The following is a 25379-nucleotide window of genomic DNA, read 5'->3' on the forward strand; positions in this document are numbered from 1 at the left end:
CATGAGTAGCAGCATCCTTCCCATCATCCCCCGCGCCGAGGTGCGCCCCGACTGGCTCGCGCAGTACACCGAGGCCGCACTCGAGCCGGACCTCCCCATCATCGATCCGCACCACCATCTGGCCGACACCCACTGGGGCGGCTACATGGCGGACGATTTGCTGGCCGATCTGAATTCGGGCCACCGCATCGAATCTACCGTCTTCATCCAGGTTGGCTTTTCGTATCGCCAAGACGGACCCGAGGCGCTCAGGCCCGTGGGTGAGACCGAGCGCGTGGTGCGGATCGCAAAACAAGCCAACGCGGCACAGTCACGCACGCGGATCTGCGCGGGCATCGTCGGCTTTGCCGAGCTGTCGCTGGGCGCAGCCGTGGAAGAGGTTCTGGCCGCGCAGGTACAGGTGGGCGAAGGCCGCTTTCGCGGCATCCGCTGCCACGCCGCCGCGCACGAGAAATTCCAGTACGGCGTTATGCACTCGCCGCCCCTGCATGTTTACTTGAACCCGCAGTTCCGCGAGGGCTTCGCCAAGCTCGCGCAGTTCGGCCTCAGCTTTGACTCCTGGGCCTATCACACGCAGCTCGGTGAACTCACCGATCTGGCCAAGGCCTTTCCCGACACGCCCATCGTGATCGACCACATCGGCGTGCCGCTGGGCGTCGGGCCTTACACCGGGCAACGCGGCGCCGTGTTTGCGGAATGGAAAAAGCAGCTGCAGCGCATCGCCCAACTGCCCAACGTGAGCATCAAGCTCGGCGGCCTCGGCATGAGCGTGTTCGGCTTTCCGTTCCACAAGCAGCCACGGCCGCCCACCTCGCTGGAACTGGCCGACGCGTGGCGGCCCTACATCCTCACCTGCATCGAGCTGTTTGGCCCCGAGCGCTGCATGTTCGAGAGCAACTTCCCGGTGGACAAGGGCACCTGCAGCTACGCCGTGCTATGGAACGCGTTCAAGCACATCACCTCGGGCATGAGCGGCGATGAAAAACGCGCGCTCTATCGCGATACGGCCCAGAGCTTCTACCGGCTCTGAGACGCAAAAAAGCCGACTCTCGCAACGAGAGTCGGCATCAATTTTCCCCACCATTGTTTTTTGGATTCCGTCCAATTGCATCCTTTGAACGGAACCACGTGACCCAATGTCACGCGGTATGGAGTGCTTTGTGAGCTGCGCTATCAGAAGCGGTAGCCAACGCCCACCCCGATCAGCACGGGATCCACCTTGAACGAACCGACCTTGGTACCGGCCGAGTACACGTCGGTGCCGATGTAGACCTTCTTCACGTCGAAGTTGAGCGACCAGTTCTTGTCGATGGCGTAGTCGAAACCGACTTGCAGGGCACCGCCCCAGCTGTTCTTCTTGATGGAAGGCGACAGAGCAGCGTCCACGGCTGGATCGAACTTCACACCCGAGAAGCGGGTGTAGTTGATACCGGCACCGACGTAGGGCTTGAACGCGCCCATGCCGGTGAAGTGGTACTGGCCCAGCAGTGTGGGTGGCAGATGCTTGAGCGAACCGATCTTGGTGCCGCCAGCACGCAGGTCGTGCTTCTGCGGATAGGTCAGGATCAGTTCGGCAGCGAAATTGGGCGTGAAGAAGTAGGAGACATCGACTTCAGGAATCCACTTGTTGTTGATCGACAAGTCGAGGCCGGTCGTGTCGTGATTGCGGCTATCCAGATGCACCGCACGCACGCGCACCATGAACGGACCGACGGCATCTGCGGATTGAGCGAACGCTGCACCGGAAGTGAATGCGCTGACTGCTGCGATGGCCAACAGGGTTTTCTTCATCTAGGTTACCTCGGGTAGTGATGGAAACAATTTGTATGCATTCCATTGAATCAATTTCAGCACCCGATTGATTTGCTCTAAATCAAGTCAGCACGGGCAAACCCTAGGAAAACCTTACTAATTTCAAGGTTGCCCCAAAATGTTGCGTAAAAGTCACGCATTGCACCTCAATGGGCGGGTTTGCCCCGGATTGCACCCCAGATGTGCACACAAGCCACCACAGCTGCGCCTATCAACGCACCCACACCGGCATGTACCAGCAGCGGCAGCACGGTCGCAACCACGGTGCCCGCACCCGTCACCGCGTCATGCAACCAGTGCTCGATGAACGGAATACCGTGCACCAGCAGGCTGCCGCCCACAAGGAACATGGCCGCCGTGCCGACGATGGACAGGCCGCGCATCAGCCAAGGAGTGCTCGCGATCAGGCCACGGCCGAACGCGCGCGCCACGCTACTGCTCTTGGCCTTGAGCCATTCGCCCACGTCGTCCATGCGCACGATGCCCGCAACGAGGCCGTAGACGAAGACCGTGATGGCGAGTGCCACGGCGATGAGCACCAGCGCCTGCTCCCAGATCGGCTTGGTGGAGACGGTGCCGAGTGCGATCGCCATGATTTCGGCCGAGAGAATGAAGTCGGTGCGGATCGCGCCCTTGATCTTTTCCTTCTCGTAGTCGACGGGCGCCTTGGCCGCTTCCTTGGCGGCGCGCACGGAAGAAGGCGCGACACCCTCCTTCTCGGCCTCCACGAACTCGGCAGTGATCGCCTCGGCCTCCTGCTTGCCAGGCTTGTGGAACAGGCTCAGGATCTTTTCAACGCCCTCAAAGCACAGAAACGCCCCGCCCACCATCAAAAGCGGCGTGATCAGCCAAGGCGCAAAGGCGCTGATCAGCAGCGCAGCCGGCACGAGGATGAACTTGTTCCAGAGCGAGCCCTTGGCCACGGCCCAGACGACGGGCAGCTCGCGATTGGCCTTCACGCCGGTGACCTTCTCGGCATTGAGCGCCAGATCGTCGCCAAGCACGCCGGCCGTCTTCTGCATAGCCACCTTGGTCATGGTCGCCACATCATCCACTGCCGCCGTGCTCTTGCCTGCCGCCACCTTGGACATTACCGCGATATCGTCGAGCAATGCCGTGATGTCGTCGAGCAGCATTAAAAGTCCGCCACCTGCCATGCTTTCACTCCAGAAATAGAAATTCTGCGTACACAAAAAAGCCGGGGTCGATCCCGGCCTTTCGTCGCTATTTCAGCAATTTAGCTCCACCCGAAGGCGGAGTCATGAAATCACCCCAGCCACTTTCGGGCATTGCGCCACACGCGCATCCATGGGCTGAACTGGGCCTGATCGCCCGAGGTCCAGCTCATCTGGATATTGCGAAACACGCGCTCGGGGTGCGGCATCATTGCGGTGAAGCGACCGTCCGCCGTGGTCACGGCTGTGAGGCCACCCGCGCTGCCATTGGGGTTGAACGGGTACTGCTCCGTCGCCACGCCTTGGTTGTCCACGTAGCGCATCGCGCCGATCACCTTGTCGACGTCGCCACGGTATTTGAAGTTCGCAAAGCCTTCGCCGTGCGCCACCGCGATCGGCAGGCGGCTGCCCGCCATGCCCTGCAGGAACAGGCTGGGCGATTCGAGCACTTCCACCATCGACAGGCGCGCTTCGAAGCGGTTGCTCTGATTCTGCGTGAAACGCGGCCAGTCCTGCGCGCCGGGGATGATGTCGGCGAGTTCGGCAAACATCTGGCAGCCATTGCAGACGCCGAGACCAAAGGTGTCTGTGCGACCGAAGAACTGCTGGAACTCGGACGACAGGCGGTCATTGAAGGTGATCGAACGCGCCCAGCCGATGCCCGCGCCCAGCGTGTCGCCGTAGCTGAAGCCACCGCAGGCGACCACGCCCGCGAAGTCCTTGAGCTGCGCGCGGCCGGTCTGCAGATCGGTCATGTGCACGTCCACCGCCTCGAAGCCGGCTTCGGTGAAGGCGTAGGCCATTTCCACATGCGAGTTCACACCCTGCTCGCGCAGCACGGCCACGCGTGGCTTGGCGAGGTTGAGGAACGGCGCGGCCACGTTGTCTTCAGGATTGAAGGTGAGGTGCACATGCATGCCTGGATCGGCAGGCACGCCGACGGCGGCGTGTTCGCTGTCGGCACAGGCCGGGTTGTCGCGCTGCTGGGTGATCTTCCAGCTCACGGCGTCCCAGACCTGATGCAGGTCGGACAGCGTCGCGCCGAACACCTTCTTGGCATCGCGCCAGACCTGCAGTTCGCCCTTGCCATCGTCGAGCCTGGACGACTTCGGACGGGTCTTGCCGACCACGTTCGAGCAGGTCGACAAGCCGTGCTCGCGCAGGATCTGCATGACTTCGGTGCGGTCCGAGGTGCGGATCTGCAGCAGCGCGCCAAGCTCTTCGTTGAACAGCGCGCGCAGCGTCATGTCTTCGCGGCGACCGCTGATCTGGGCACCCCAGTTCTTGCCTTCGCCGGAATCCATGCGGCTGTCGCTGATGCCGTCGCCTTCGGTGATCAGCATGTCCACGTTGAGCGCCACGCCCACATGGCCCGCGAAGGCCATCTCGGCCGCAGTGGCCAGCAGACCGCCGTCGCCCTTGTCGTGATAAGCCAGGATCAGGCCCTTGGCGCGCAGTGCGTTCACCGCGTCGACCATGGCGATCAGGTCCTTGGCGTTGTCCAGGTCCGGCGTTTCGTTGCCCGACTGGTTCAGCACTTGACCGAGAATCGAGCCGCCCATGCGCATCTTGCCGCGCGCCAGATCGATCAGCACCAAGGTGCTGTCGTCTTCTTCGGCATCGAGTTGCGGCGTCAGTGTGCCGCGCACATCGTCGATGGACGCAAAGCCGGTGATGATCAGGCTCACCGGCGAGGAGACCTTCTTCACCGCGCCGTTTTCGCTCCACTGCGTGCGCATCGAGAGCGAATCCTTGCCGACCGGAATCGACACATTCAGCTCGGGGCACAGCTCCATGCCCACTGCCTTCACCGTCGCATAGAGCGCCGCGTCTTCACCGGCCTCGCCGCAGGCAGCCATCCAGTTGGCGGACATCTTCACGCGCGACAGCTCAATCGGCGCAGCCAGCATGTTGGTGATGGCCTCGGCCACCGCCATGCGGCCTGAGGCGGGCGCGTTGATGGAGGCCAGCGGCGTGCGCTCGCCCATGGCCATGGCCTCGCCCTTGAAGCCCTTGAAATCGGCCAGCGTCACGGCCACGTCGGCCACTGGTACCTGCCATGGGCCGACCATCTGGTCGCGGTGCGTGAGGCCACCCACGGTGCGGTCGCCGATGGTGATGAGAAAGCGCTTGGACGCCACCGTCGGATGCGCGAGCACCTCGATCACGGCCTTTTCGAGCGGCACGCCTGTCAGGTCGATGGCGGGCAGTTCGCGCTCCACGGTCTTCACGTCGCGGTGCATCTTGGGCGGCTTGCCGAGTAGCACGTCCATGGGCATGTCGACCGGAAACTTCTGATCGCCCGAGGCCACAGCCGTGTCTTCCAGTACCAGTTGGCGCTCTTCCGTCGCCACGCCGATCACCGCGAACGGGCAGCGCTCGCGCTCGCAGAACGCGGTGAATTGCGCGAGCGACTCGGGCGCAATCGCCATCACATAGCGTTCCTGGCTTTCGTTGGACCAGATTTCCTTGGGAGCCAGGCCCGACTCTTCGAGCTTCACCGCGCGCAGATCGAAGCGCGCGCCACGGCCCGCGTCGTTGGTCAGCTCAGGGAAGGCGTTGGAGATGCCGCCCGCACCCACGTCGTGGATCGCGAGGATCGGGTTGTTCGCGCCCTGCTCCCAGCAGTGGTTGATGACTTCCTGCGCACGGCGCTCGATCTCGGGATTGCCGCGCTGCACCGAGTCGAAGTCCAGCTCGGCCGCGTTCGTACCGGTGGCCATCGAGCTGGCAGCGCCGCCGCCCATGCCGATGCGCATGCCGGGGCCGCCAAGCTGGATCAGCAACGTGCCGGCGGGGAACAGAATCTTCTTGACCTGCTCGGAATCGATCACGCCCAGACCACCCGCGATCATGATGGGCTTGTGGTAGCCACGCGTGATGTCGCCGACCTGCTGTTCGTATTCGCGGAAGTAGCCGGTCAGGTTGGGACGGCCGAATTCGTTATTGAACGCCGCGCCGCCGAGCGGGCCTTCGATCATGATCTGCAGCGGGCTCGCGATGTGCTCGGGCTTGCCGACTTCGCTGCCCCAGAGCTTGGAGACGGTGAAGCCCGTCAGTCCCGCCTTGGGCTTGGAGCCACGGCCGGTCGCGCCTTCGTCGCGGATTTCGCCGCCCGCGCCGGTTGATGCGCCGGGAAATGGCGAGATCGCGGTCGGGTGGTTGTGGGTCTCGACCTTCATGAGCACTTCGTTCACCGCCTCGTGCTTCGCGTAGCTCGGCGCCTTGTCGGCATCGAACTGCGCAACGAAGCGCTCGACCGCGTGACCCGCCATGATGGAGGCGTTGTCGGCGTAGGCCACGATGGTGTGCTGGGGCGAGAGCGCTTCGGTGTTGCGGATCATGCCGAACAACGATTTGTCCTGCGCTACACCGTCGATGGTGAAGGTGGCGTTGAAGATCTTGTGACGGCAGTGCTCAGAGTTCGCCTGCGCGAACATCATCAGTTCCACGTCCGTAGGATTGCGTTGGAGGCCGTTGAAGGCGTTCACGAGATAGTCGATCTCGTCATCGGCCAGCGCCAGGCCCCATTGCTTGTTGGCCTTCTCGAGCGCCGAACGGCCACCGCCGAGCACGTTGACGAACTCCATCGGCTCAGCCTGCAACGTAGAGAACAGCGTTTGGGCCTCGGCGCGCGTGGCGACGACCGATTCAGTCATGCGGTCGTGCAGCAGCGCGGCAATCTGCCCGGTCTGCTCGGCCGACAGCTCGGGCGTGCCGCCCAGCAGGCCGCTCTTGAGCGTGACGTGGAACTCGGTGACGCGCTCCACGCGGAATACGTCGAGTCCGCAGTTGCGAGCGATGTCGGTCGCCTTGGAGGCCCAGGGCGAGATCGTGCCTATGCGTGGTGTGACCACAAAGGCCGTGCCATCCACAGCGCCTTCATAAGGATCGCCATAGGTGAGCAGCGCCAGCAAACGCTCGCGCAGCGCGAGATCGGGCTCGCCCGCTGTGGCCACCAGATGCACGAAGCGCGCGGCAACGCCGGTGATCTTGGGGTGAATGGCGACCAAATCGGTCAAAAGCTGTTGGGCGCGGAACGAGCTCAGGGCGTTTCCACCCTCAAACTGTGTCAAATGCAGGGTCACGTGGCGGCCTGTATGTGTGAAGGCTGGTGTATGACGCCCGGGCCCTCGCCTGATCTCAGGTGAGGGCCCGAACGCAGAATCGGTGAGTCCGCCATTTTAACCGGCCAATGAATGTCCCGAGGGTTTACACGCAACCGCCTCTGTCCGGCGGCTTCGCCATGGACATTCGCACATGTCGACTTCAACCACGCTCTCCGACGCAGACAACACCACTCGGACAGCGGTTGCGGTGCAGTGGGATAATCGGAGCCATGAGTATCACCATCAAATCTCAAGAAGATATCGAGGGCATGCGCGTCGCCTGCCGCTTGGCTTCGGAAGTGCTCGACTACATCACTCCCCACATCAAGCCCGGCATCACTACAGCGGAAATCGACCACCTCGGCAAGGAATGCATGGACCAGCAGGGCACAGTCTCGGCCACCATCGGCTACCAACCGCCCGGCTATCCACCCTACCCCGGCCACCTGTGCACCTCGGTGAACCACGTGGTTTGCCACGGCATCCCCAACGACAAGGCGCTCAAGAAGGGCGACATTGTCAACGTGGACGTCACCGTGATCACCAAGGATGGCTGGTTCGGCGACAACAGCCGCATGTACATGATCGGCGAATGCTCGATCGCGGCCAAACGTCTTTCGGCACTGACATTCGACGCCATGTGGCTCGGCATCCAGCAGGTCAAGCCCGGCGCGCGTCTGGGTGATGTGGGCCACGCCATCCAGACCTTCGCGGAAGGCAACCACCTGACCGTGGTACGTGAATTCTGCGGCCACGGCATCGGCAAGAAGTTCCATGAAGAGCCACAGGTCCTGCACTACGGCCGCCCCGGCACCGGCGAGTTGTTGGAGCCCGGCATGGTCTTCACCATCGAGCCGATGCTCAATCTCGGCAAGCGCGACATCAAGGAACTCGGCAAGGATGGCTGGACCATCATCACCAAGGACCACAGCCTGTCAGCCCAATGGGAACACACCGTGCTCGTGACCGAAACCGGCTACGACGTGCTGACACTGTCCGAGGGCTCGCCCGCGCTGCCGCCATTCGTGACCACGACCCGCACCTGAGCCGGGGGCCGCGCTGCGGCCCCCATCTCATGCCTGGGTGCGGCGCATGATTCTTGCTAGTCATTTCACATGTCCTCTCTCATGCACTCACGCAGCACCCCGATGACGGCCCAGCCCCCCCAGTCCGATGATTTGGTGGCGCTGCGCGAACAATACAAATCTGGCAAGGCGGCGATCATCGCCACCCTGCTCAAGCCCTCGGCCAACACACGCGGCATCCGCACACTGCTGCACCGGCTCGCGCTGCAGACCGACAACCTGCTCACGCATCTGTGGGAGCGCGCCAGACTGCCGTCCGAAGCCGCCCTCGTCGCCGTGGGCGGCTATGGACGTGGTCAGCTGTTTCCGCACTCGGATGTCGACGTGCTGGTGCTGTTCCCCGATGCGGCGGGCAGCGAGCTGACCGAGCGCCACCGCGCCCCCATCGAGGCCTTCATCGGCAGCTGCTGGGATGCGGGTCTCGAGATCGGCTCCAGCGTGCGCACCGTGGCTGATTGCCTGCGTGAATCCGCCGCCGACGTGACGGTGCAAACCTCGTTGCTCGAATCCCGCCTGCTCTGCGGCAACGCCACCGCGTTCGCTGATTTCGAGCAGCGCTACGGGGAACAGATGGACCCGCGCGCATTTCTCATCGCCAAGGCGTTCGAGATGCGCCAGCGCCACAACAAATACGAAAACACGCCCTACGCGCTCGAACCCAACTGCAAGGAATCGCCCGGCGGGCTGCGCGATCTGCAGTTCATCGCTTGGGCCGCGCGCGCCGCAGGCTTTGGCCGCGACTGGGACGAGATGGCCGAGACCGGCCTCGCCACGCCGTTCGAGGTCGAGCAGATTGAGCGCAACGAGGCCCTGCTGTTTCTGATCCGCGCCAAGCTCCACGCCGTCGCCGGACGCCGCGAAGACCGCCTCGTGTTCGACCTGCAGACCGCCGTCGCCGAGGCCTTTGGCTACCGCTCGACCACCCCCGAGGGCAAGCGCCTCGCCATGCGCGCGAGCGAAACGCTGATGCGCCGCTATTACTGGGCGGCCAAGGCGGTGCAGCAGCTCACGCAGATCCTGTATCTCAACATCCAGGAGCGCTTCTATCCCAGCTCACACGAGCTGCGACCGATCAACGAGCGCTTCTTCGAAAAGGCCGGCCTGATCGAGGTCGCCAGCGACGATCTCTACAAGCAGAATCCGCACGCGATTCTCGAGACCTTTCTGCTCTACGAAACCACGGTCGGCCTCAAGGACCTGTCGGCAAAGACGCTGCGCGCGCTCTACGATTCACGCTCCATCATGGATGCCGATTTCCGTCGCGACCCGGTCAACCGCTCCCTGTTCATGCAGATTCTCAAGCAGCCCGCAGGCATCACGCACGCTATGCGACTGATGAACCAGACCTCGGTGCTCGGGCGCTATCTGTGGCCGTTCCGGCGCATCGTCGGGCAGATGCAGCACGACCTCTTCCATGTCTACACGGTGGACCAGCACATCCTCATGGTGCTGCGCAACGTGCGCCGTTTTTTCATGGCCGAGCACGCACACGAATATCCGTTCTGCTCGCAGCTCGCTGCTGGCTGGGACAAACCGTGGATTCTCTATCTCGCGGCGCTGTTCCACGACATTGGCAAGGGCCGTGGCGGTGACCACTCGCAGATCGGCGGCATCGAGATCCGCCGTTTCTGCAAACAGCACCACATCGACAAAGACGACACCGCCCTGCTCGACTTCCTCGTGCGCGAACACCTGACCATGAGCCAGGTCGCGCAGAAGCAAGACCTCGCCGACCCCGACGTGATCAAGGCCTTCGCCGCACGCGTCGGTACCGAGCGCTGGCTCACCGCGCTGTACCTGCTCACCGTCGCCGATATTCGCGGCACCTCGCCCAAAGTCTGGAACGGCTGGAAAGGCAAGCTGCTCGAAGACCTGTACCGCGCCACCCTGCGCGTGCTTGGTGGCCGCGAGCCCGACGCAGCCGCCGACATCGAGGCTCGCAAGCGAGAGGCGCTGGTGCAACTGGCCCTCAACTCGCAGCCATTCGAATCACACAAAAAACTCTGGGACACGCTCGACGTCAGCTACTTCATGCGCCACGAGGCCGCCGACATCGCCTGGCACACCCGCCACCTCTCACGCCATGTCGGCACCGGCAACCCGGTAGTGCGCGTGCGCCAGTCGCTCGCAGGTGAAGGCCTGCAGGTGCTGGTCTACTCACCCGACCAACCCGAGCTGTTCGCGCGCATCTGCGGTTATTTCGAACGCACAGGCTTCTCGATCCTCGACGCGCGCGTGCACACCGCACTCAACGGCTATGCGCTCGACACCTTCCAGGTGGTTCCGTCCGAAACCCTGGCAGGCCATTACCGCGAGCTGATCACGCTGATCGAAAGCGAGCTGCTGCGCGCCATCAGCGCCACCGGCCCGCTGGCCGAGCCCACCAAGCGCCGGGTGTCACGCCGCGTCAAGAGCTTCCCGTTCGCGCCCCGCGTCACACTCAAGCCCGACGAAAAAGCCCAGCGCTGGATCCTCACGATCTCCGCCAGCGACCGCGCCGGCCTGCTCTACACCGTGGCGCGCATTCTTTCTCAACACCAACTCAGCGTGCAGCTCGCCAAGATCAGCACCCTTGGCGAGCGCGTAGAAGACACCTTTTTGGTGCAGGGCAACGAGCTCCAACACAGTGCACGGCAGATCCAGATTGAGACGGAATTGCTGAGGGCACTGGCCGCGGACTGAACGAGTCAATCGTCCTCGGCTGCACTGATCCCCGGAAACAGAATCTCCGTGTAGCCAAACTGCGTGAAGTCCCGCACGCGCATCGGATACAGCTTGCCCCAGAGGTGATCGCACTCGTGCTGCACGACACGCGCGTGAAAGCCTTCAGCCTCGCGATCGATCACGCGGCCTTCGAGGTCAAAGCCTTGGTAGCGGATACGCAGAAAACGCGGCACCTTGCCGCGCAGACCGGGGACGGAGAGACAGCCTTCCCAGTCGTCCTCTTCCTCATCGCCGAGCGGAGTGATCACAGGGTTGATCAGCACTGTCGGTGGCACGAGCGGGCGGTCGGGGTAGCGCGGATTGATGTCGCTCGAACCGAAGATCACCACTTGCTGGTCGACGCCGATCTGCGGTGCGGCGATGCCTGCGCCGTTGGCAGCCTGCATGGTGTCGCGCAGGTCTTGTATGAGCTGGTGCAGCTCGGGCGTGTCGAAGTGGGTGACCTGCTGCGCCACGCGCAGGAGTCGGGGGTCACCCATCTTGAGTATGGTCTTGATGCTCATGTCCGGTGCTGAAATAGTGTCGCCTCAGGATAGCCCAAGCCGTGCATTGCCGCAGACTCGCGCACAATCCTGACATGCCGGAAGAAAAAAGCGAGCCGCTGCTGCAGCAGCCCTCCTCCACCAACAGCCGCCCCGCACCACCATTGCATGCGCAGCGGCCGATGATCGTACGCTGGTTGCTGATGGCGTTCGCTGTCTTCTGTCTGGTGATGGGCGTCATCGGCATCATTGTGCCGGGTCTTCCCACTACGGTTTTCATTCTGATGGCTGGATGGGCGGCGGCGCGCAGTTCGCCGAGGCTGCACGGCTGGCTCTGGAATCACCGGCTGTTCGGGCCCATGCTGCAGGAGTGGACCAACGGCGGGCGCGTGAGTCGCAAGACCAAGTGGAGCGCCACTGTCGTGATGTCACTATGCGCCTGTATTCTTTTGCTCAGCAGCGCTCCCATCTGGGCGAAAATAGCGGCCAACGGCTGCATGGCCTGTGTGCTGACCTGGCTGTGGTTCCGACCGGAGCCAACCCAGCCCACCAAACTCTGAAAATTTCACAAAATTGTCGCCCCGTGAGGCTTGCTTCGAAAAGTGACAGTTTTTTGTGGCTATAATCTAAGTCTTGTTCCTCAATAGCTCAGTTGGTAGAGCGCCGGACTGTTAATCCGTAGGTCCCTGGTTCGAGCCCAGGTTGAGGAGCCAAAGAATTTCTTTGAAGGCCTTGCAATTGCACAAGGCTGGCTCGCAAAAACGAGCAACCACCAAATAAAACAAACGTATTCCTCAATAGCTCAGTTGGTAGAGCGCCGGACTGTTAATCCGTAGGTCCCTGGTTCGAGCCCAGGTTGAGGAGCCAAATTCAGAACCCTGCAATTGCACAGGGTTCTTTCAAAATTAATACCAATATTCCTCAATAGCTCAGTTGGTAGAGCGCCGGACTGTTAATCCGTAGGTCCCTGGTTCGAGCCCAGGTTGAGGAGCCAAATCAATCCGCCCAGGATGCAAATCTTGGGCGGATTTTCTTTTTTGTCGCTGGGTTTCACGAAGTCTTTGGCATTGATTGGTCAATCGTTTGGAGACGGCAATACAGGCCCTCATGCGTCGTTGCGAAGCCTTGCCGTACGAGGCAGAGGAAGAAAAAAGAAAACCCGCTCGGCTTGCGGGTTCAGTTCTTTTAGATGATTCTGTTCATCACATCTTGCTGATCATTACCTCGCCAAATCCAGAGCAGCTGACTTGTGTCGCGCCATCCATCAGGCGAGCGAAATCATAGGTCACCCTCTTGGAGTCAATGGCCTTTTCCATCGAGCTGATGATGAGGTCGGCGGCTTCGCCCCAGCCCATGTGGCGCAGCATCATTTCGGCGGAGAGGATTTCAGAGCCGGGGTTCACGTAGTCCTTGCCGGCATACTTGGGTGCCGTGCCGTGGGTGGCTTCGAACATCGCGACGGAGTCGGACATGTTGGCGCCGGGGGCAATGCCGATACCGCCCACTTGCGCAGCGAGCGCGTCGGAGATGTAGTCACCGTTCAGGTTAAGCGTGGCGATCACGCTGTATTCGACCGGGCGCAACAGAATTTGCTGAAGGAAAGCATCGGCGATGCTGTCCTTGATGATGATGTCCTTGCCAGTATTCGGGTTCTTCACGCGCATCCACGGGCCGCCATCGATCAGCTCGCCGCCGAATTCGCTGGCCGCGAGTTCATAACCCCAGTCGCGAAAAGCCCCTTCGGTGTACTTCATGATGTTGCCCTTGTGCACCAGCGTCACGTTGGGCTTGTCATGGTCGATGGCGTACTGGATCGCCTTGCGCACCAAGCGCTGTGTGCCTTCGCGCGAGACCGGCTTGACGCCGATGCCCGAGGTATCGGGAAAACGGATCTTCTTGACGCCAAACTCGTCCTGCAGGATCTTGATGAGCTTCTTGGCCTTGTCGGATTCGGCGGGGAATTCGATGCCTGCATAGATGTCTTCCGAATTCTCACGGAAGATGACCATATTGACCTTCTCAGGCTCCTTCACAGGCGATGGCACACCCTTGAAATACTGCACCGGCCGCAGGCATACGTAGAGGTCCAGCTCCTGACGCAGCGCCACATTCAGCGAGCGGATGCCTCCGCCCACGGGCGTTGTGAGTGGCCCCTTGATCGAGACGACGTAGTCGCGCACCACCTGAAGGGTTTCCTCCGGCAACCAGACGTCGGGGCCATAGACCTTGGTGGACTTTTCACCCGCATAGATCTCCATCCAGTGGATCTTGCGCTTGCCGCCATAGGCCTTGGCCACGGCCGCATCCACCACCTTGATCATGACCGGAGTGATGTCGGCGCCCGTGCCATCTCCCTCGATATAGGGAATGATGGGTTGATCCGGCACGCTCAGCGTCATATCGGCGTTGACGATGATTTTCTGGCCCTCGGTGGGCACCTTGATGTGTTGGTATGCGCTCATGCGGGTCTCCGTTGGATTCGACTGACAGACTTGTCTTGCTTGCTATTCCTTTTGGTAAAGCAAGTATTTGTTCTGAAAGATTCTAGCTACAAAAGAAAACCGTTTACCCTGTCAACGACGCGGCACAAGTCGCGTTGAAGACTTGTCAGCCCCGCACACATGGTGTGTGCAGCGGCAGACTCAACACACCGATGGAAATTGCATATATGAAAAAACTCCTCGCAATCCTGGTAGCTGGCATGTTCGCCTCTGGTGCATTTGCGCAAGCTGCGCCCAACACAGCTCCCGAAGTTGCGCCCCCGGTAGCTGCTGCACCTCACGCCAAGGCTGCCAAGAATCACCACGCCAAAGCGACGCCCAAGCACAAGCACGCAACAAAGGCCAAGAAAACTCGCAAGCACCACAAAGCCACTGCCTGATCCCATTACCGTGGCGCACCTTGCGCAAGCAGGGAGCTCCATCCACAGGCCCGCTTCAAGTCCGCTTGAGCGGGCTTTTCCATTTCTGGAATATACAAAACCGCCACATTGCCCGCCCTGCACGCAACTAAACTACGAAACCGGAATCTAGAAAACCATTTGCTCACCTCCCGTTCAACGCAATTCTGTGACCGGCAATCGATGAAAAAACTACTCTCACACATCATCCTGACGCTCAGTCTGGCCACTCCCGCGCTGCACTCTCAGGCACAGGGCTCGCCGCAAACCACACTGCCCCGTACGTCGATCACCGCAGGCATGTACCTCATCGACGCCCAGGTCGCGATGGCACCCCGCGAGCGCGAGATCGGTCTCATGTTCCGCAAGGAAATGCCAATCCAGGAAGGCATGCTCTTCGTCTTCGAGCAGCCTGCCACGCAATGCTTCTGGATGAAAAACACCCTCCTGCCGCTGACCGCCGCCTTTGTGGCCGACGACGGCACCATCGTGAATCTCGCCGACATGAAGCCAATGACCGAAGACTCGCACTGCTCTGCCAAGCCCGTGCGCTATGTGCTCGAGATGAATGTGGGCTGGTTCGACAAGCGTGGTATCAAGGCGGGCACCAAGCTCACCGGTCGCCCTTTTACACTTGGCAAGTGAGACGGCAGCCAACCTTGGCTCCATAAAAAAAGCTGGCGACAGCATTCGAAAATGCCATCGCCAGCTTGCCACCATCCCGGATCCGTCGGGATCCGTCGTTTACTGCTTGGACCCGCAGTTCTCGCAGAACATGTCCTGCGCGCCGATGGTGTGACCACAGGCCTTGCAGCCCTTGGTCGTCGCCGCTGGAGGTGGAGGCGGCACTGGAGCTGCTTCAGGCGCAGCGCCCGTGGCCGCAGCAGCACTTGTCATCAGACCACCCAGAGCCGCCGCACCGGCGGTGGCAGCACCCGCAGCGGAAGAAGCCGCTGGAGCTTGCGAAGCCGCTGCCGGTGCTGCGGCACGCGCCGCCGCTTGACGCTGAGCCTCCGCGCGAGCTTGCGCGTCACGCGCCTGCGCCTCGCGAGCCTCACGTTCGGCCATTTCCCGGCGCAGCGCTTCCTGCTCGGGCAAGGGCTGATTGGCTTCCTCTTCCTCGAGTTTGGTCTGCTCCATCACCGCTTCTTCACGCGCATTGCTTGTGGCCTGAGCACGATCCGCCGCAGCTTGCTTGGCCCGATCAGCAGCCGCGCGGGCCTTGTCTGCGGCCTCACGGGCCTTTTCCTTCATGACTCCAAAGGCGCCTTCGATATCACTCGAAGTGCCTGCCGTGTCCAAGCCATCGGCCGCTTGCAGGTAGAGCAAATTGATGCCCATCATCGCCACGAGCGCGACCAATGCGAACAGCAGAATACTGAGTACGCTGGCGCCCAGAAAGGCACCAGTCATCGAGGCATTGCTGAACATGGCCATGGCAGCACCCATTCCACCCATGCCATAGCCACCGCCTCCGCCCATGATGGACGTCGCCAGGCCTGTAAGCAGGCCCATGGCCGGCACCACACCTGATGCGATCAGCATGCCGATGACGAACAGAATGATGTAGAGCACCATCATCATGAGCACCACTTGCACAAGACGGTGGCGCGCAATCGCGAACACGCTGGCCAGCGCCTGCTTGAAGCCAAGACCGCTCCAGACGGCAGGCGCGAACAACGGAAACACCACCCAGATACAGGCAATGATGAAAGCCGAGGCGATCAACAGCAGCACGGGATGGGCCACAAAGGCCAGCACCGCGCCGATCACCGGAATCTTGCAGATGAAATAGATCAACGCCGCCACCAGCATGAAGGCGATGGTCACCACAAAGACGGCAACCGCCAACAGCAGGAACTTGGGCACCGATCCGAGGCCAAAGGCTGCAGCCTCGCCGATGCTGCGCTGGGGCAGGTTGCGCGCCTTGTCCATGAGCAACACGCCCACGGCCGACGAACCCGCCACCCAAACAACGAAGCAGGCAATCGCGAGCACCACCATCAGCACGATGCCAACGATGCCGCCCATGCGCGTGACTGACCATTGCATCAACCAGAACAACACGCCGCAAGTCAGCGCGGTGATGAAGCCGGTGGCAAGTGCACGCCACTGGGTGAGCCCCTCTCCGGCTCGCGTCAGTGCGCCAAAGTCGATGGATTTGTAGCTGGAATCATTCATGGCTTTGGTTGGGAGTGAAAGTCATTGAAGAAAAATGGCGCACATTGACAGCCAATGCACGCCCGATGCAGCTGCCGAATCAGGGACGCTTCTGCAGATCGCCCGCTTTGATGGTGTAGCGCTCAATGCCGCGCGGCAAATCGGCATTCACCGACTTCTGCACGGTCAGAGCATTGCCGTCCTTGGTTTTGGATTCACCTTCGCTGGTGTTGACCTTGCGGCCACGCACGTCAGCCGAGGCCTGCTCCACCAGAATGGTCGCACCTCCGCGGCTGTCGGCGATGCGGGTGGCCAGCGCCTTCACCGCATTCATCGAATTGACATAGCCGCGCTTTTTCTTGCCAGTGGTCGGCAACTCGATCGACACCGTATCAAGCACGGTCATGTCCGACACTCGCGGAGACTGGCTGTCGGTCACAGGAATGCGCGTAGTGAGCACAGAGGTGTTGCGTGCACGCTGAGCCTTGGGCAGCGACTTGGTGGCTTCCACGGCGGCTTCGATGCTGACCTCCGCGTCGCGCACTTCTTCGTCGAGCTGCTTTTGCAAGGTCTCAAAGCGCGCAATCGATTCGGCTTCGTTGTGTTGCTGCTGAGCGGCCTGGTCGGCCTTGCCCTTCTGTGCGCCGTCCGCCTTGACACAGGCTGGGTCGGTACTGCTCGGATCCGCACAGCGTGACGAAGCATTCGGACCGCCCGCGCAGCCGGCAAGAACGGCCACTGAAAAAGCGATGCTGGCCAATTTGAAACGTGTCATTTGATTTCCTGTTCTCTCTTTGTCTTCAAAAAATGAGGGGTTACTCAGTCCAAAAGGTTGTCCAGGCTCTTGTTGCGCTTGCGCTCCGTCTTCGCAACGGCGCCTGTGTCCGCTGAATCCTTGAGGACATGTACCGGTTGCACGGTCACGGGCACCGGCTGATCGGGGTGTTGCGTTTCGGATGGCGTCAACGACTGCCCGGATTCGACAGTAGCCGTCGCTGCGGCATCCACCGGCGCCGTCGTCGTCACCGGCACGGCCTCCGCAGCGGCGGCAGTGTCCTGAACAGCATCCTGCGCCACCGCTGGCACAACACTCTCGCCATCGGCCACGCCATCCTGAGCGGGTTGCGCATCGGCTGCAGGAACAGATTCCGCATTGCCGCCTGCAAAATGCTGGTAGCCAAACCAGCCCGCACTACCCACCAACAATACGGCAAGCACGCCCACGGCCAGCCACTTGAGCCCCCCACCACTGTTGGCACTGGCTTTGCGCTCCAGCGTGCCGGCGTCATCGAACTGCTCGAAGGTCACGGGCTCGGGGGCACGCTGAATTTCAACAGGTGCAGCCTTTACGTGTGGGAGCGTCTGCACGCGCGGCTCGGGCAATTCAAAATCTGGCATGCCACGCTGCACAGGATGCAGCGGCAGCGAGTCGAGCACGGAACGTTCAATCTCGGGAGGACGAGTGTCGTCAAACGACAAAGCCAGATCCAACCCTTCGGCCGGAGTGGATGCAAACCCGGATGATATGAGGCCCGATTCCGTCGCAGGAGCGAGGAACGCCTCGCTCGCACCACTATGCCCCCCTGCGTAGGCTGGACCCAGCACGGGAATGGCGGTCCCACAGCTCGTGCAAAAGCGCACACCGGGCTTGAGTACCTTGCCGCACTCGGGACAGTCCTGCTCCCGGGCGACAGGCCCGGCAACGGTTGCAGACTCGATATCTGCAAAAGAAAAGGACGGAGCCTCAACCGGATTGGCCGGGACTTGAGAAACCAGTGTGCCGCATTTGTTGCAGAACCTGGCTCCTGGTGAAAGCGTGTGACCGCAGGCAGGACAATTCATGGATTTGAAGATTTAACACGTCTATCCAGCTTGATCGTGCCATAGAAATCTTAAAAATATTGCGCTGATTACCCAATTGCAACAAATAAAAGCAATTGAATTACACGGGGCAACAAATAAAGCCTACTAGCAACGAAAGCCAACCAATCTACCCATTCCGCACATTGTGTCTTCGGTGTGGGTCAACGCCAAGACAGATTCGACTATTTGAATATAAAGACAATGAACACTAGCTAAGCGGCAGAGTGCTCCACAGACAACAAAGCCCGTCTGGCTTCGAACCAAACGGGCTTCTTTTCCTGTCAACGGGCCCAATCAGCAATCAGGCCTACTGAAAAGGCACAGCAGCGGTCAGGCGGCGATCTTGGCGACCACGGCGTTGAACGTGGCGCTAGGGCGCATCACCGCGTCGAGCTTGGCCAGATCGGGCTGATAGTAACCGCCGATGTCGGCAGCCTTGCCCTGCACGGCCTTCAGATCGGCAATGATCGTCTGCTCGTTGTCGGCCAGTTCCTTGGCGATGGGCGCGAACTTCGCAGCCAGGGCCTTTTCTTCGGACTGAGCGGCCAGTGCCTGAGCCCAGTACAGAGCGATGTAGAACTGGCTGCCGCGGTTGTCGAGTTCACCGGTGCGGCGCGAAGGCGACTTGTTCTCGTCGAGCAGCTTGCCTGTAGCCTGGTCCAGGGTCTTGGCCAGCATCTTGGCGGCGCCGTTGTTGGTCTTGATGCCCTCTTCTTCCAGCGACACGGCCAGCGCCAAGAACTCGCCCAGCGAGTCCCAGCGCAGGTGGTTTTCTTCCACCAACTGTTCAACGTGCTTGGGAGCAGAGCCGCCAGCGCCGGTTTCGTACAGGCCACCGCCCTCCATCAGAGGAACGATGGACAGCATCTTGGCCGAGGTGCCCAGTTCCAGAATCGGGAACAGGTCGGTCAGGTAATCGCGCAGAATATTGCCGGTCACCGAGATGGTGTCCAGACCGCGAGCGGCGCGCTCGAGCGTGTAGCGCATCGCACGCACTTGCGACAGGATGTGGATCTCAAGGCCGTTGGTGTCGTAATCCTTCAGGTACTTCTGCACCTTCTTGATCAGTTCGGCTTCGTGCGGACGGTATGGGTCCAGCCAGAACACGGCAGGCATGCCGGAGTTGCGGGCGCGCGAGACGGCCAGCTTCACCCAGTCACGGATAGGCGCATCCTTGACCTGGCACATGCGCCAGATGTCGCCCTGCTCCACGTTCTGGCTCATCAGCACTTCGCCGGTGGCCAGATCGACGATGTTGGCAACGCCGTCTTCTTCGATCTCGTACGTCTTGTCGTGCGAGCCGTACTCTTCGGCCTTCTGCGCCATCAGGCCCACGTTCGGCACGGTGCCCATGGTCTTCGGGTCGAAGTTGCCATGCCACTTGCAGAAGTTGATCATTTCCTGATAGATGCGGGCGAAGGTCGACTCAGGCATCACAGCCTTGCAGTCGTATGGCTTGCCATCGGCGCCCCACATCTTGCCGCCCTGGCGAATCATCGCGGGCATCGAAGCGTCGACGATCACGTCGTTCGGCGAATGGAAATTGGTGATGCCCTTGGCCGAATCCACCATCGCCAGAGCAGGACGGTGTTCTTGGCACTTGTGCAGGTCACGGATGATCTCTTCACGCACCGAAGCGGGCAGCGTTTCGATCTTCTCGTACAGGTTGGCCATGCCGTTGTTCACGTTCACGCCCAGTTCGTCGAACAGCTTGGCGTGCTTCTCGAACGCATCCTTGTAATAGATCTTCACGCAGTGACCGAACACGATGGGGTGCGAGACCTTCATCATCGTGGCCTTCACGTGCAGCGAGAACAGGATGCCAGACTGGCGGCAGTCTTCCAACTCCTGCTCGTAGAACTCGACCAAAGCCTTCTTGCTCATGAACATCGAGTCGATCACTTCACCAGCTTGCAAAGCAACCTTGGGCTTCAAGACCACGGTCTTGCCGGACTTGGTGACCAGCTCCATCTTGACGTCGCACGCCTTCTCGAGCGTGATCGACTTTTCGCCATGGTAGAAGTCGCCGTGGTCCATATGGGACACGTGCGTCTGCGACCATTGCTTCCACTCACCCATCGAATGGGGGTGCTTCTTGGCGTAGTTCTTCACGGCGGCCGGGGCACGGCGGTCGGAATTGCCTTCGCGCAGAACCGGGTTCACGGCCGAGCCGATGCAACGCGAGTAGCGCGCCTTGATGTCCTTCTCGGCATCGGTCTGTGCGTTCTCGGGAAAGTCGGGGATGTTGTAGCCCTTGCCCTGCAGTTCCTTGATGGCTTCCTGCAGCTGGCCAACCGATGCCGAAATGTTCGGCAGCTTGATGATGTTGGCATCAGGGGTGAGCGTGAGCTTGCCCAGTTCAGCCAGATTGTTGGGAACACGCTGTGCTTCGGTCAGCAGTTCTGGGAATTCGCCCAGGATACGGGCTGCGACGGAAATATCGCTGTCGGCGACTTCAATGCCGGCGTTGGATGCAAAACCGCGAACGATGGGCAGGAACGACGCTGTGGCGAGTCGTGGAGCTTCGTCGGTCAGGGTGTAGATGATTTTCGAAGTCATTGTCTCTTTCAAGTGGCGAAACAGGGAGCGGAGTGCAGCGGGCTCCGGATGAGAATCCGCTACAAAAAAACCGGTCCGCATCGAGGCTGCATGCGCCTGTCCGCGGGTAAACGGACATCATGGTGCAATGCAATATCACGATACGGAATTCGATCCCAAGATTGTCGCTGTTTTTCAAGTCTTATACAAGACTTAACCCCGCGAAAATCCGCACCAAGAGCGCACACAATCGGCATCCACACAAGGACGCCGGTCACTTCGGCTAGGGAAAATCCGTAGCGTTGCGCTCAACGATTCACGAGAGCCAGTGATGCAGCCGTGTAACGCTCCCCCCGCACTTTGCCCGGATCCTGTGACGCGGAGATTTCAGCCAGATCGCCCACAGAGAGCCGGATGTCGGCCGCCGCGATGTTCTCGCGCAGATGTGGCTCGCGCCGCGCGCCCGGAATCGACACGATGTGCTCGCCCTGCGCCAACACCCAGGCCAGCGCCAGTTGCGCCGCCGTACAGCCACGTTCGCCCGCCATACGCTCAAGCGTGGCGATCAGCCCCGCATTGCGCTCCCACGCATCCGCTTGAAAGCGCGGCAGATGGCGGCGGAAATCATCGGGTGCGAGCTGATCGGGCGCGGGCAACTTGCCGGTCAATGCGCCGCGCCCGAGCGGGCTGTAGGACACGAAACCGACACCCAATTGCGCGCAAGTCGGCAGCGTGGTCTCTTCGACCTCACGGCTCCAGAGCGAGTACTCGGATTGCACCGCCGAGATCGGATGCACGGCATGGGCGCGCTTGAGCGTCGCCGCCGAAGGCTCGGACAGCCCGAGAAACCGCACCTTGCCTTCGCGCACCAGATCGGACATCACGCCAACCACCTCCTCAATGGACACGGCCGGGTCTACACGGTGCTGGTACAACAGATCGATGGCCTCGATCTCGAGGCGCGCGAGCGAGGCATGCACCACCTCGCGGATATGCTCCGGCCGACTGTCGAGGCCCACCATGCGCGCCGCGCCTTGGCGCTCGGGCGTTTCGGGAGCGATGTCGAAACCGAACTTGGTGGCGACGATGACCTGATCGCGCCGCCCCTTGAGCGCCTTGGCAAGCAGTTGTTCATTCGTGTAGGGGCCATAGACTTCGGCCGTATCCCAGAAGTTACAACCGAGTTCCAGCGCTCGGTGCAGCGTGCCAAGCGCCTCACTCTCATCCGCGCCACCGTAGGCGAAGCTCATGCCCATACAACCCAGCCCCACGGCTGAGACGTTCAAACCATGCGAACCCAATGTACGTGTTTCCATGCTTTCTCCATTTAACGAAGACGCGGCTGCGTCATCACCGGCTCAGTGTGCAACAAGGCTTTGCGATTGATAATCCCATCAATGCTCAATTAATTAATGAGCATATCTCACAAATGAATAAACCCTTCTCTCATCCCCGTGACGCCAGTCTGGACGCTCTCGCCGCCTTTGCCAAGGTCGCACAGCACCGCAGCTTCAGCGCCGCCGCGCGCGAGCTGGGAGTGACGCCTTCCGCCCTGAGCCACTCGATCGCGCAGCTGGAGTCGAGCATGCAATTGCGACTGCTGCACCGCACAACCCGCAGCGTTACGCCCACCGGCGCTGGACAACTGCTGCTCGAGCGCCTGACGCCCGCGCTTGCGGATGTGCGCCTCGCCCTGCAGGACGCGCGGGACATGGGCGCCATGCCGACCGGCAGACTGCGCCTGAACGTGCCGCGCCAGGCCGCACGCATCGTGCTGGCACCGATCCTCGCGGCGTTTCATGAGCGCTGTCCGCAGGTGGAGCTCGAAATCGCCACCGACGACCGACTGCTCGACATCGTCGAAGGCGGTTTTGACGCTGGCATCCGCTTTGGCGAGAGCCTCGCGAACGGCATGGTCGCCCTGCCCCTTGCGCCCGTGCCGCGTTTCATTGTTGTGGGAACCCCGGCCTATCTGGAGGCGCATGGCAGACCGAACACACCGGAGGAACTGACCGCCCACCGCTGCATCAACCGCCGCTTTCCGAGCGGTGCAATCTACCGCTGGGAATTCAGCCAAGGCGAGCGCAGGATCGAGGTCCAGACGCAGGGCCCACTCACGCTCGACGACGATGTGATGATCATGAACGCCGCGCTCGCGGGCATCGGCCTCGCGTATATCTATGAAGACATGGTGACCCATGCGCTGTCACGCGGCGAGCTGGAATGCATGCTGGCTGACTGGTGCCCACCGACCGAGGGCTTTCACCTCTACTACCCCGGCAGACGCCACCAGTCTCCGGCGCTCAGGGTGCTGATCGAGCTACTGACGCAAAACAAACGCGCCTGAAACAACGAAAGCCTCCTTACGGAGGCTTTCGTGATTCCGGAAAAACCGAAGATCAGGCGAAGTTGGCTTCAGCAAACTTCCAGTTCACCAGCTTGTCGAAGAAGGTTTCGACAAACTTCTGGCGCAGGTTGCGGTAGTCGATGTAGTAAGCGTGTTCCCACACGTCCACGGTCAGCAGGGCCTTGTCGGCGGTCGTCAGCGGAGTGCCTGCAGCGCCCATGTTGACGATGTCAACCGAGCCATCGGCCTTCTTCACGAGGAAGGTCCAGCCGGAGCCGAAGTTGCCGACGGCGGATGCCACGAAAGCCTTCTTGAAGTCGGCGTAGCTGCCCCACTTCTTGTTGATCGCGTCAGCCAGAGAGCCGGTGGGTTCTGCGCCACCGCCCGGGGTCATGCAGTTCCAGAAGAAGGTGTGGTTCCAGATCTGGGCAGCCTGGTTGTAGATGCCGCCGGAAGCCTTCTTGATCACTTCTTCAAGTTCCAGGTTTTCGAACTCGGTGCCCACTTGCAGCTCGTTGAGCTTGACCACATAAGCGTTGTGGTGCTTGCCGTAGTGATACTCCATGGTTTCCTTGCTATAGGCAGGAGCCAGAGCGTCGATGGCGTAGGGCAATGGTGGCAGGGTGCGTTCCATGGTTGTTTCCTCGTGGTTGGATTGATTGATGGTTTGGTTTGGTGTCGCCGCGCGACGCGGGCCGCCAGCGATCCAAGGGAAATACTGGACCATTGTAGGAGGCGAAGTGCCCCTTCAATGGAATATGGATATGCAGACGGCGTTGGCTTACAGAAAAGAAAAAGCCGAGCACCTTCTCCTACAACAGGCGAGGCGGCGTGACAACCACGTCGAGCACACCGTCCGACACCGCCGCGCTCAACGCAGTACCAGGCGGGGCCTGTGTCACGCTGGTCACCGTCCGCCCCTTGGCATCACTGAGCAGCGAATAGCCGCGCGCCAGCACATGCTGCGGATTGAGCAGCTCGAGCCGCGTGGCTGCATGGGACAGGCGCTGCTCGAGTCGCCCGAGCGAGCGTTCCAGCGTTCGCGGCAAGGTCGCGCTCCATTGCTCTAGCTGCTTGTCGTCGCGATGCAGTTGCTGCTGCACCGACTGCCGCAGACGCTGGGCCTGCTGCATCAACGCGAGGCGCTGCCGCGTGATGTGGTTGGACGGTCTACTGATCTGCCGCGCCGCCATGTCGAGGCGCTGCGCGGCGCGGTCGAGCTGACGCTCCACGGCCTCGGTCAGGCGCTCCTGCATCAGCGCGAGCGCGCCCAGCCACACCTCGCGCGGCTGGGCCACGAGTTCGGCGGCAGCGGTCGGCGTCGGTGCGCGCAAGTCGGCGCAGAAATCGGCAATCGTGAAATCGGTCTCGTGCCCCACCCCGCTGACCAGCGGCACCGGGCTCTGCACGATGGTGCGCGCCACCTGCTCGTCATTGAACGACCAGAGATCCTCGATGGAGCCGCCGCCGCGCACCAACAGAATCACGTCGACCGGCGGCACGCCGTCTTTGCCGGGCACATCGCCCGAGCGCGCATACAGCGTCTCGAGCGCCCGCACGATGGAAGCCGGCGCCTGCGCGCCCTGCACCAGCGCAGGAATCATCAGCACCGGAATGTGCGGCACGCGCCGCCTGAGCGCGGTCATCACGTCATGCCAGGCGGCCGCGCCCGGCGAGGTGACGACACCTATGGCACGAGGAAAGACCGGCAGCTCGCGCTTGCGGGCCGCATCGAACAGGCCTTCGGACTCCAGCTTGGCCTTGAGGCGCAGAAACTGCTCGAACAGTGCGCCCTGGCCCGCGCGCTGCATGCTCTCGACGACCAGTTGCAAATCACCGCGCGCCTCGTAGACGCCGAGGCGCCCGCGCACTTCCACGAGTTCGCCATCGCGAGGTGAGAAATCCATCATGGAAGCGGCGCGCTTGAACATGGCGCAGCGAATCTGTCCCAGCGGATCTTTGATCGAAAAGTAGCAATGACCACTGGCCGCACGTGAAAACCCACTGATTTCGCCGCGCACGGCAACGGGATTGAAGCGGGACTGCAATGCGTCAGAGATCGCGCGGCACAACGCGCCGACCTCCCACACATGTGGCTCCAGTCCTACATTTTGTCGATCAAACATAGATGGGCTCTGGCTTTCGGGCAAATCGGGAGTTGCAGTAGTCCACAGAATACATTCCC

The 25379-nt window shown here is 61.3% G+C and carries 19 protein-coding genes, 3 tRNA genes and 1 pseudogene; 10 read left to right on the forward strand and 13 right to left on the reverse strand.

Translation table 11 applies throughout. The annotated features are described in order from the left end of the window. Position 1 precedes the first annotated feature (1 nt). Positions 2–1030: an amidohydrolase gene (locus tag G7047_RS12350; protein WP_166305621.1), complete on the forward strand. Its 1029-nt coding sequence runs from the start codon at positions 2–4 to the stop codon at positions 1028–1030. 143 nt (positions 1031–1173) lie between these two features. Here the strand turns inward: G7047_RS12350 and G7047_RS12355 are convergent, their stop codons facing one another. The 3 genes from G7047_RS12355 to purL form a co-directional block, all read right to left on the reverse strand. After that, the gene (locus tag G7047_RS12355; protein ID WP_166305624.1) at positions 1174–1791 is read right to left on the reverse strand and encodes an OmpW family protein; all 618 of its coding nucleotides are present in this window, start codon (positions 1789–1791) and stop codon (positions 1174–1176) included. A 167-nt stretch (positions 1792–1958) separates the two neighbouring features. Further along, the gene (locus G7047_RS12360; RefSeq protein ID WP_166305627.1) at positions 1959–2969 is read right to left on the reverse strand and encodes a DUF808 domain-containing protein; all 1011 of its coding nucleotides are present in this window, start codon (positions 2967–2969) and stop codon (positions 1959–1961) included. 110 nt (positions 2970–3079) lie between these two features. Further along, positions 3080–7075: a phosphoribosylformylglycinamidine synthase gene (gene purL, locus G7047_RS12365; protein WP_166305630.1), complete on the reverse strand. Its 3996-nt coding sequence runs from the start codon at positions 7073–7075 to the stop codon at positions 3080–3082. Between the two features lie 251 nt (positions 7076–7326). Here purL and map point away from each other — a divergent pair, with 251 nt between their 5' ends. Next, entirely contained in the window at positions 7327–8142 is an 816-nt protein-coding gene (map, locus tag G7047_RS12370) for a type I methionyl aminopeptidase (RefSeq protein WP_166305633.1), read from the forward strand. Between the two features lie 102 nt (positions 8143–8244). Then, on the forward strand, positions 8245–10863 hold the full coding sequence (locus G7047_RS12375) for a [protein-PII] uridylyltransferase (RefSeq protein ID WP_166305636.1): 2619 nt from the start codon (positions 8245–8247) through the stop codon (positions 10861–10863). A gap of 5 nt (positions 10864–10868) precedes the next feature. Here the strand turns inward: G7047_RS12375 and def are convergent, their stop codons facing one another. Next, positions 10869–11408, reverse strand: a complete 540-nt coding sequence (def, locus tag G7047_RS12380; RefSeq protein WP_166305639.1) for a peptide deformylase — start codon at positions 11406–11408, stop codon at positions 10869–10871. A gap of 74 nt (positions 11409–11482) precedes the next feature. On the opposite strand from def, the gene G7047_RS12385 reads away from it, so the two are divergent. The 4 genes from G7047_RS12385 (at position 11483) to G7047_RS12400 (ending at position 12381) form a co-directional block, all read left to right on the forward strand. Beyond that, on the forward strand, positions 11483–11947 hold the full coding sequence (locus tag G7047_RS12385) for a YbaN family protein (RefSeq protein ID WP_166305642.1): 465 nt from the start codon (positions 11483–11485) through the stop codon (positions 11945–11947). Between the two features lie 77 nt (positions 11948–12024). Further along, positions 12025–12100 (forward strand) — tRNA-Asn (locus G7047_RS12390). Positions 12101–12178: 78 nt separating this feature from the next. Further along, positions 12179–12254 (forward strand) — tRNA-Asn (locus tag G7047_RS12395). A gap of 51 nt (positions 12255–12305) precedes the next feature. Next, positions 12306–12381: transfer RNA gene (locus tag G7047_RS12400), tRNA-Asn, on the forward strand. A 208-nt stretch (positions 12382–12589) separates the two neighbouring features. On the opposite strand, the gene icd is transcribed toward G7047_RS12400, so the two are convergent. Beyond that, positions 12590–13849, reverse strand: a complete 1260-nt coding sequence (icd, locus tag G7047_RS12405) for an NADP-dependent isocitrate dehydrogenase (RefSeq protein WP_166305645.1) — start codon at positions 13847–13849, stop codon at positions 12590–12592. 206 nt (positions 13850–14055) lie between these two features. On the opposite strand from icd, the gene G7047_RS12410 reads away from it, so the two are divergent. Both G7047_RS12410 and G7047_RS12415 read left to right on the forward strand, forming a co-directional pair. Next, a complete protein-coding gene (locus G7047_RS12410; protein ID WP_166305647.1) occupies positions 14056–14268 on the forward strand; it encodes a hypothetical protein in 213 nt (70 codons plus the stop codon). Between the two features lie 201 nt (positions 14269–14469). Next, positions 14470–14931 carry a DUF192 domain-containing protein gene (locus G7047_RS12415; RefSeq protein WP_166305650.1) on the forward strand — a complete coding sequence of 154 codons (462 nt, stop codon included), beginning with the start codon at positions 14470–14472 and terminating at the stop codon, positions 14929–14931. Between the two features lie 99 nt (positions 14932–15030). Here G7047_RS12415 and G7047_RS12420 read toward each other — a convergent pair whose 3' ends face one another. The 6 genes and pseudogenes from G7047_RS12420 to G7047_RS12440 all read right to left on the reverse strand — a co-directional run bounded on the left by G7047_RS12420 (position 15031) and on the right by G7047_RS12440 (position 22163). After that, the gene (locus G7047_RS12420) at positions 15031–16467 is read right to left on the reverse strand and encodes a zinc ribbon domain-containing protein (RefSeq protein ID WP_166305653.1); all 1437 of its coding nucleotides are present in this window, start codon (positions 16465–16467) and stop codon (positions 15031–15033) included. A 79-nt stretch (positions 16468–16546) separates the two neighbouring features. After that, positions 16547–17221: a hypothetical protein gene (locus G7047_RS12425; protein WP_166305656.1), complete on the reverse strand. Its 675-nt coding sequence runs from the start codon at positions 17219–17221 to the stop codon at positions 16547–16549. 44 nt (positions 17222–17265) lie between these two features. Further along, positions 17266–18051 carry a hypothetical protein gene (locus G7047_RS12430; RefSeq protein WP_240939470.1) on the reverse strand — a complete coding sequence of 262 codons (786 nt, stop codon included), beginning with the start codon at positions 18049–18051 and terminating at the stop codon, positions 17266–17268. Between the two features lie 9 nt (positions 18052–18060). Continuing rightward, positions 18061–18288: pseudogene (locus tag G7047_RS31500) on the reverse strand (zinc ribbon domain-containing protein); the annotation flags it as partial. Between the two features lie 351 nt (positions 18289–18639). Next, positions 18640–20868, reverse strand: a complete 2229-nt coding sequence (locus G7047_RS12435) for an NADP-dependent isocitrate dehydrogenase (RefSeq protein WP_166305662.1) — start codon at positions 20866–20868, stop codon at positions 18640–18642. A gap of 287 nt (positions 20869–21155) precedes the next feature. After that, positions 21156–22163, reverse strand: a complete 1008-nt coding sequence (locus tag G7047_RS12440; RefSeq protein WP_166305665.1) for an aldo/keto reductase — start codon at positions 22161–22163, stop codon at positions 21156–21158. 113 nt (positions 22164–22276) lie between these two features. Here G7047_RS12440 and G7047_RS12445 point away from each other — a divergent pair, with 113 nt between their 5' ends. Next, positions 22277–23194 (forward strand): LysR family transcriptional regulator, encoded by a 918-nt coding sequence (locus G7047_RS12445; protein WP_166305668.1) that lies wholly within the window; start codon positions 22277–22279, stop codon positions 23192–23194. A 52-nt stretch (positions 23195–23246) separates the two neighbouring features. On the opposite strand, the gene G7047_RS12450 is transcribed toward G7047_RS12445, so the two are convergent. Continuing rightward, entirely contained in the window at positions 23247–23828 is a 582-nt protein-coding gene (locus G7047_RS12450) for a superoxide dismutase (RefSeq protein ID WP_166305671.1), read from the reverse strand. Positions 23829–24006: 178 nt separating this feature from the next. Further along, positions 24007–25320: an exodeoxyribonuclease VII large subunit gene (gene xseA, locus G7047_RS12455; RefSeq protein WP_166305674.1), complete on the reverse strand. Its 1314-nt coding sequence runs from the start codon at positions 25318–25320 to the stop codon at positions 24007–24009. Between the last annotated feature and the right edge of the window lie 59 nt (positions 25321–25379).

Source organism: Diaphorobacter sp. HDW4A (assembly GCF_011305995.1).
Lineage (GTDB): Bacteria > Pseudomonadota > Gammaproteobacteria > Burkholderiales > Burkholderiaceae_C > Diaphorobacter_A.

What these genes read in the sequence shown, in the direction of transcription:
- G7047_RS12350 (WP_166305621.1), top strand. Translation starts at nt 2, where the DNA reads ATGAGTAGCAGCATCCTTCCCATCATCCCCCGCGCCGAGGTGCGCCCC.
- G7047_RS12355 (WP_166305624.1), bottom strand. Translation starts at nt 1,791, where the DNA reads ATGAAGAAAACCCTGTTGGCCATCGCAGCAGTCAGCGCATTCACTTCC.
- G7047_RS12360 (WP_166305627.1), bottom strand. Translation starts at nt 2,969, where the DNA reads ATGGCAGGTGGCGGACTTTTAATGCTGCTCGACGACATCACGGCATTG.
- map (WP_166305633.1), top strand. Translation starts at nt 7,327, where the DNA reads ATGAGTATCACCATCAAATCTCAAGAAGATATCGAGGGCATGCGCGTC.
- G7047_RS12375 (WP_166305636.1), top strand. Translation starts at nt 8,245, where the DNA reads ATGACGGCCCAGCCCCCCCAGTCCGATGATTTGGTGGCGCTGCGCGAA.
- def (WP_166305639.1), bottom strand. Translation starts at nt 11,408, where the DNA reads ATGAGCATCAAGACCATACTCAAGATGGGTGACCCCCGACTCCTGCGC.
- G7047_RS12385 (WP_166305642.1), top strand. Translation starts at nt 11,483, where the DNA reads ATGCCGGAAGAAAAAAGCGAGCCGCTGCTGCAGCAGCCCTCCTCCACC.
- icd (WP_166305645.1), bottom strand. Translation starts at nt 13,849, where the DNA reads ATGAGCGCATACCAACACATCAAGGTGCCCACCGAGGGCCAGAAAATC.
- G7047_RS12410 (WP_166305647.1), top strand. Translation starts at nt 14,056, where the DNA reads ATGAAAAAACTCCTCGCAATCCTGGTAGCTGGCATGTTCGCCTCTGGT.
- G7047_RS12415 (WP_166305650.1), top strand. Translation starts at nt 14,470, where the DNA reads ATGAAAAAACTACTCTCACACATCATCCTGACGCTCAGTCTGGCCACT.
- G7047_RS12420 (WP_166305653.1), bottom strand. Translation starts at nt 16,467, where the DNA reads ATGAATGATTCCAGCTACAAATCCATCGACTTTGGCGCACTGACGCGA.
- G7047_RS12425 (WP_166305656.1), bottom strand. Translation starts at nt 17,221, where the DNA reads ATGACACGTTTCAAATTGGCCAGCATCGCTTTTTCAGTGGCCGTTCTT.
- G7047_RS12435 (WP_166305662.1), bottom strand. Translation starts at nt 20,868, where the DNA reads ATGACTTCGAAAATCATCTACACCCTGACCGACGAAGCTCCACGACTC.
- G7047_RS12440 (WP_166305665.1), bottom strand. Translation starts at nt 22,163, where the DNA reads ATGGAAACACGTACATTGGGTTCGCATGGTTTGAACGTCTCAGCCGTG.
- G7047_RS12445 (WP_166305668.1), top strand. Translation starts at nt 22,277, where the DNA reads ATGAATAAACCCTTCTCTCATCCCCGTGACGCCAGTCTGGACGCTCTC.
- G7047_RS12450 (WP_166305671.1), bottom strand. Translation starts at nt 23,828, where the DNA reads ATGGAACGCACCCTGCCACCATTGCCCTACGCCATCGACGCTCTGGCT.
- xseA (WP_166305674.1), bottom strand. Translation starts at nt 25,320, where the DNA reads ATGTTTGATCGACAAAATGTAGGACTGGAGCCACATGTGTGGGAGGTC.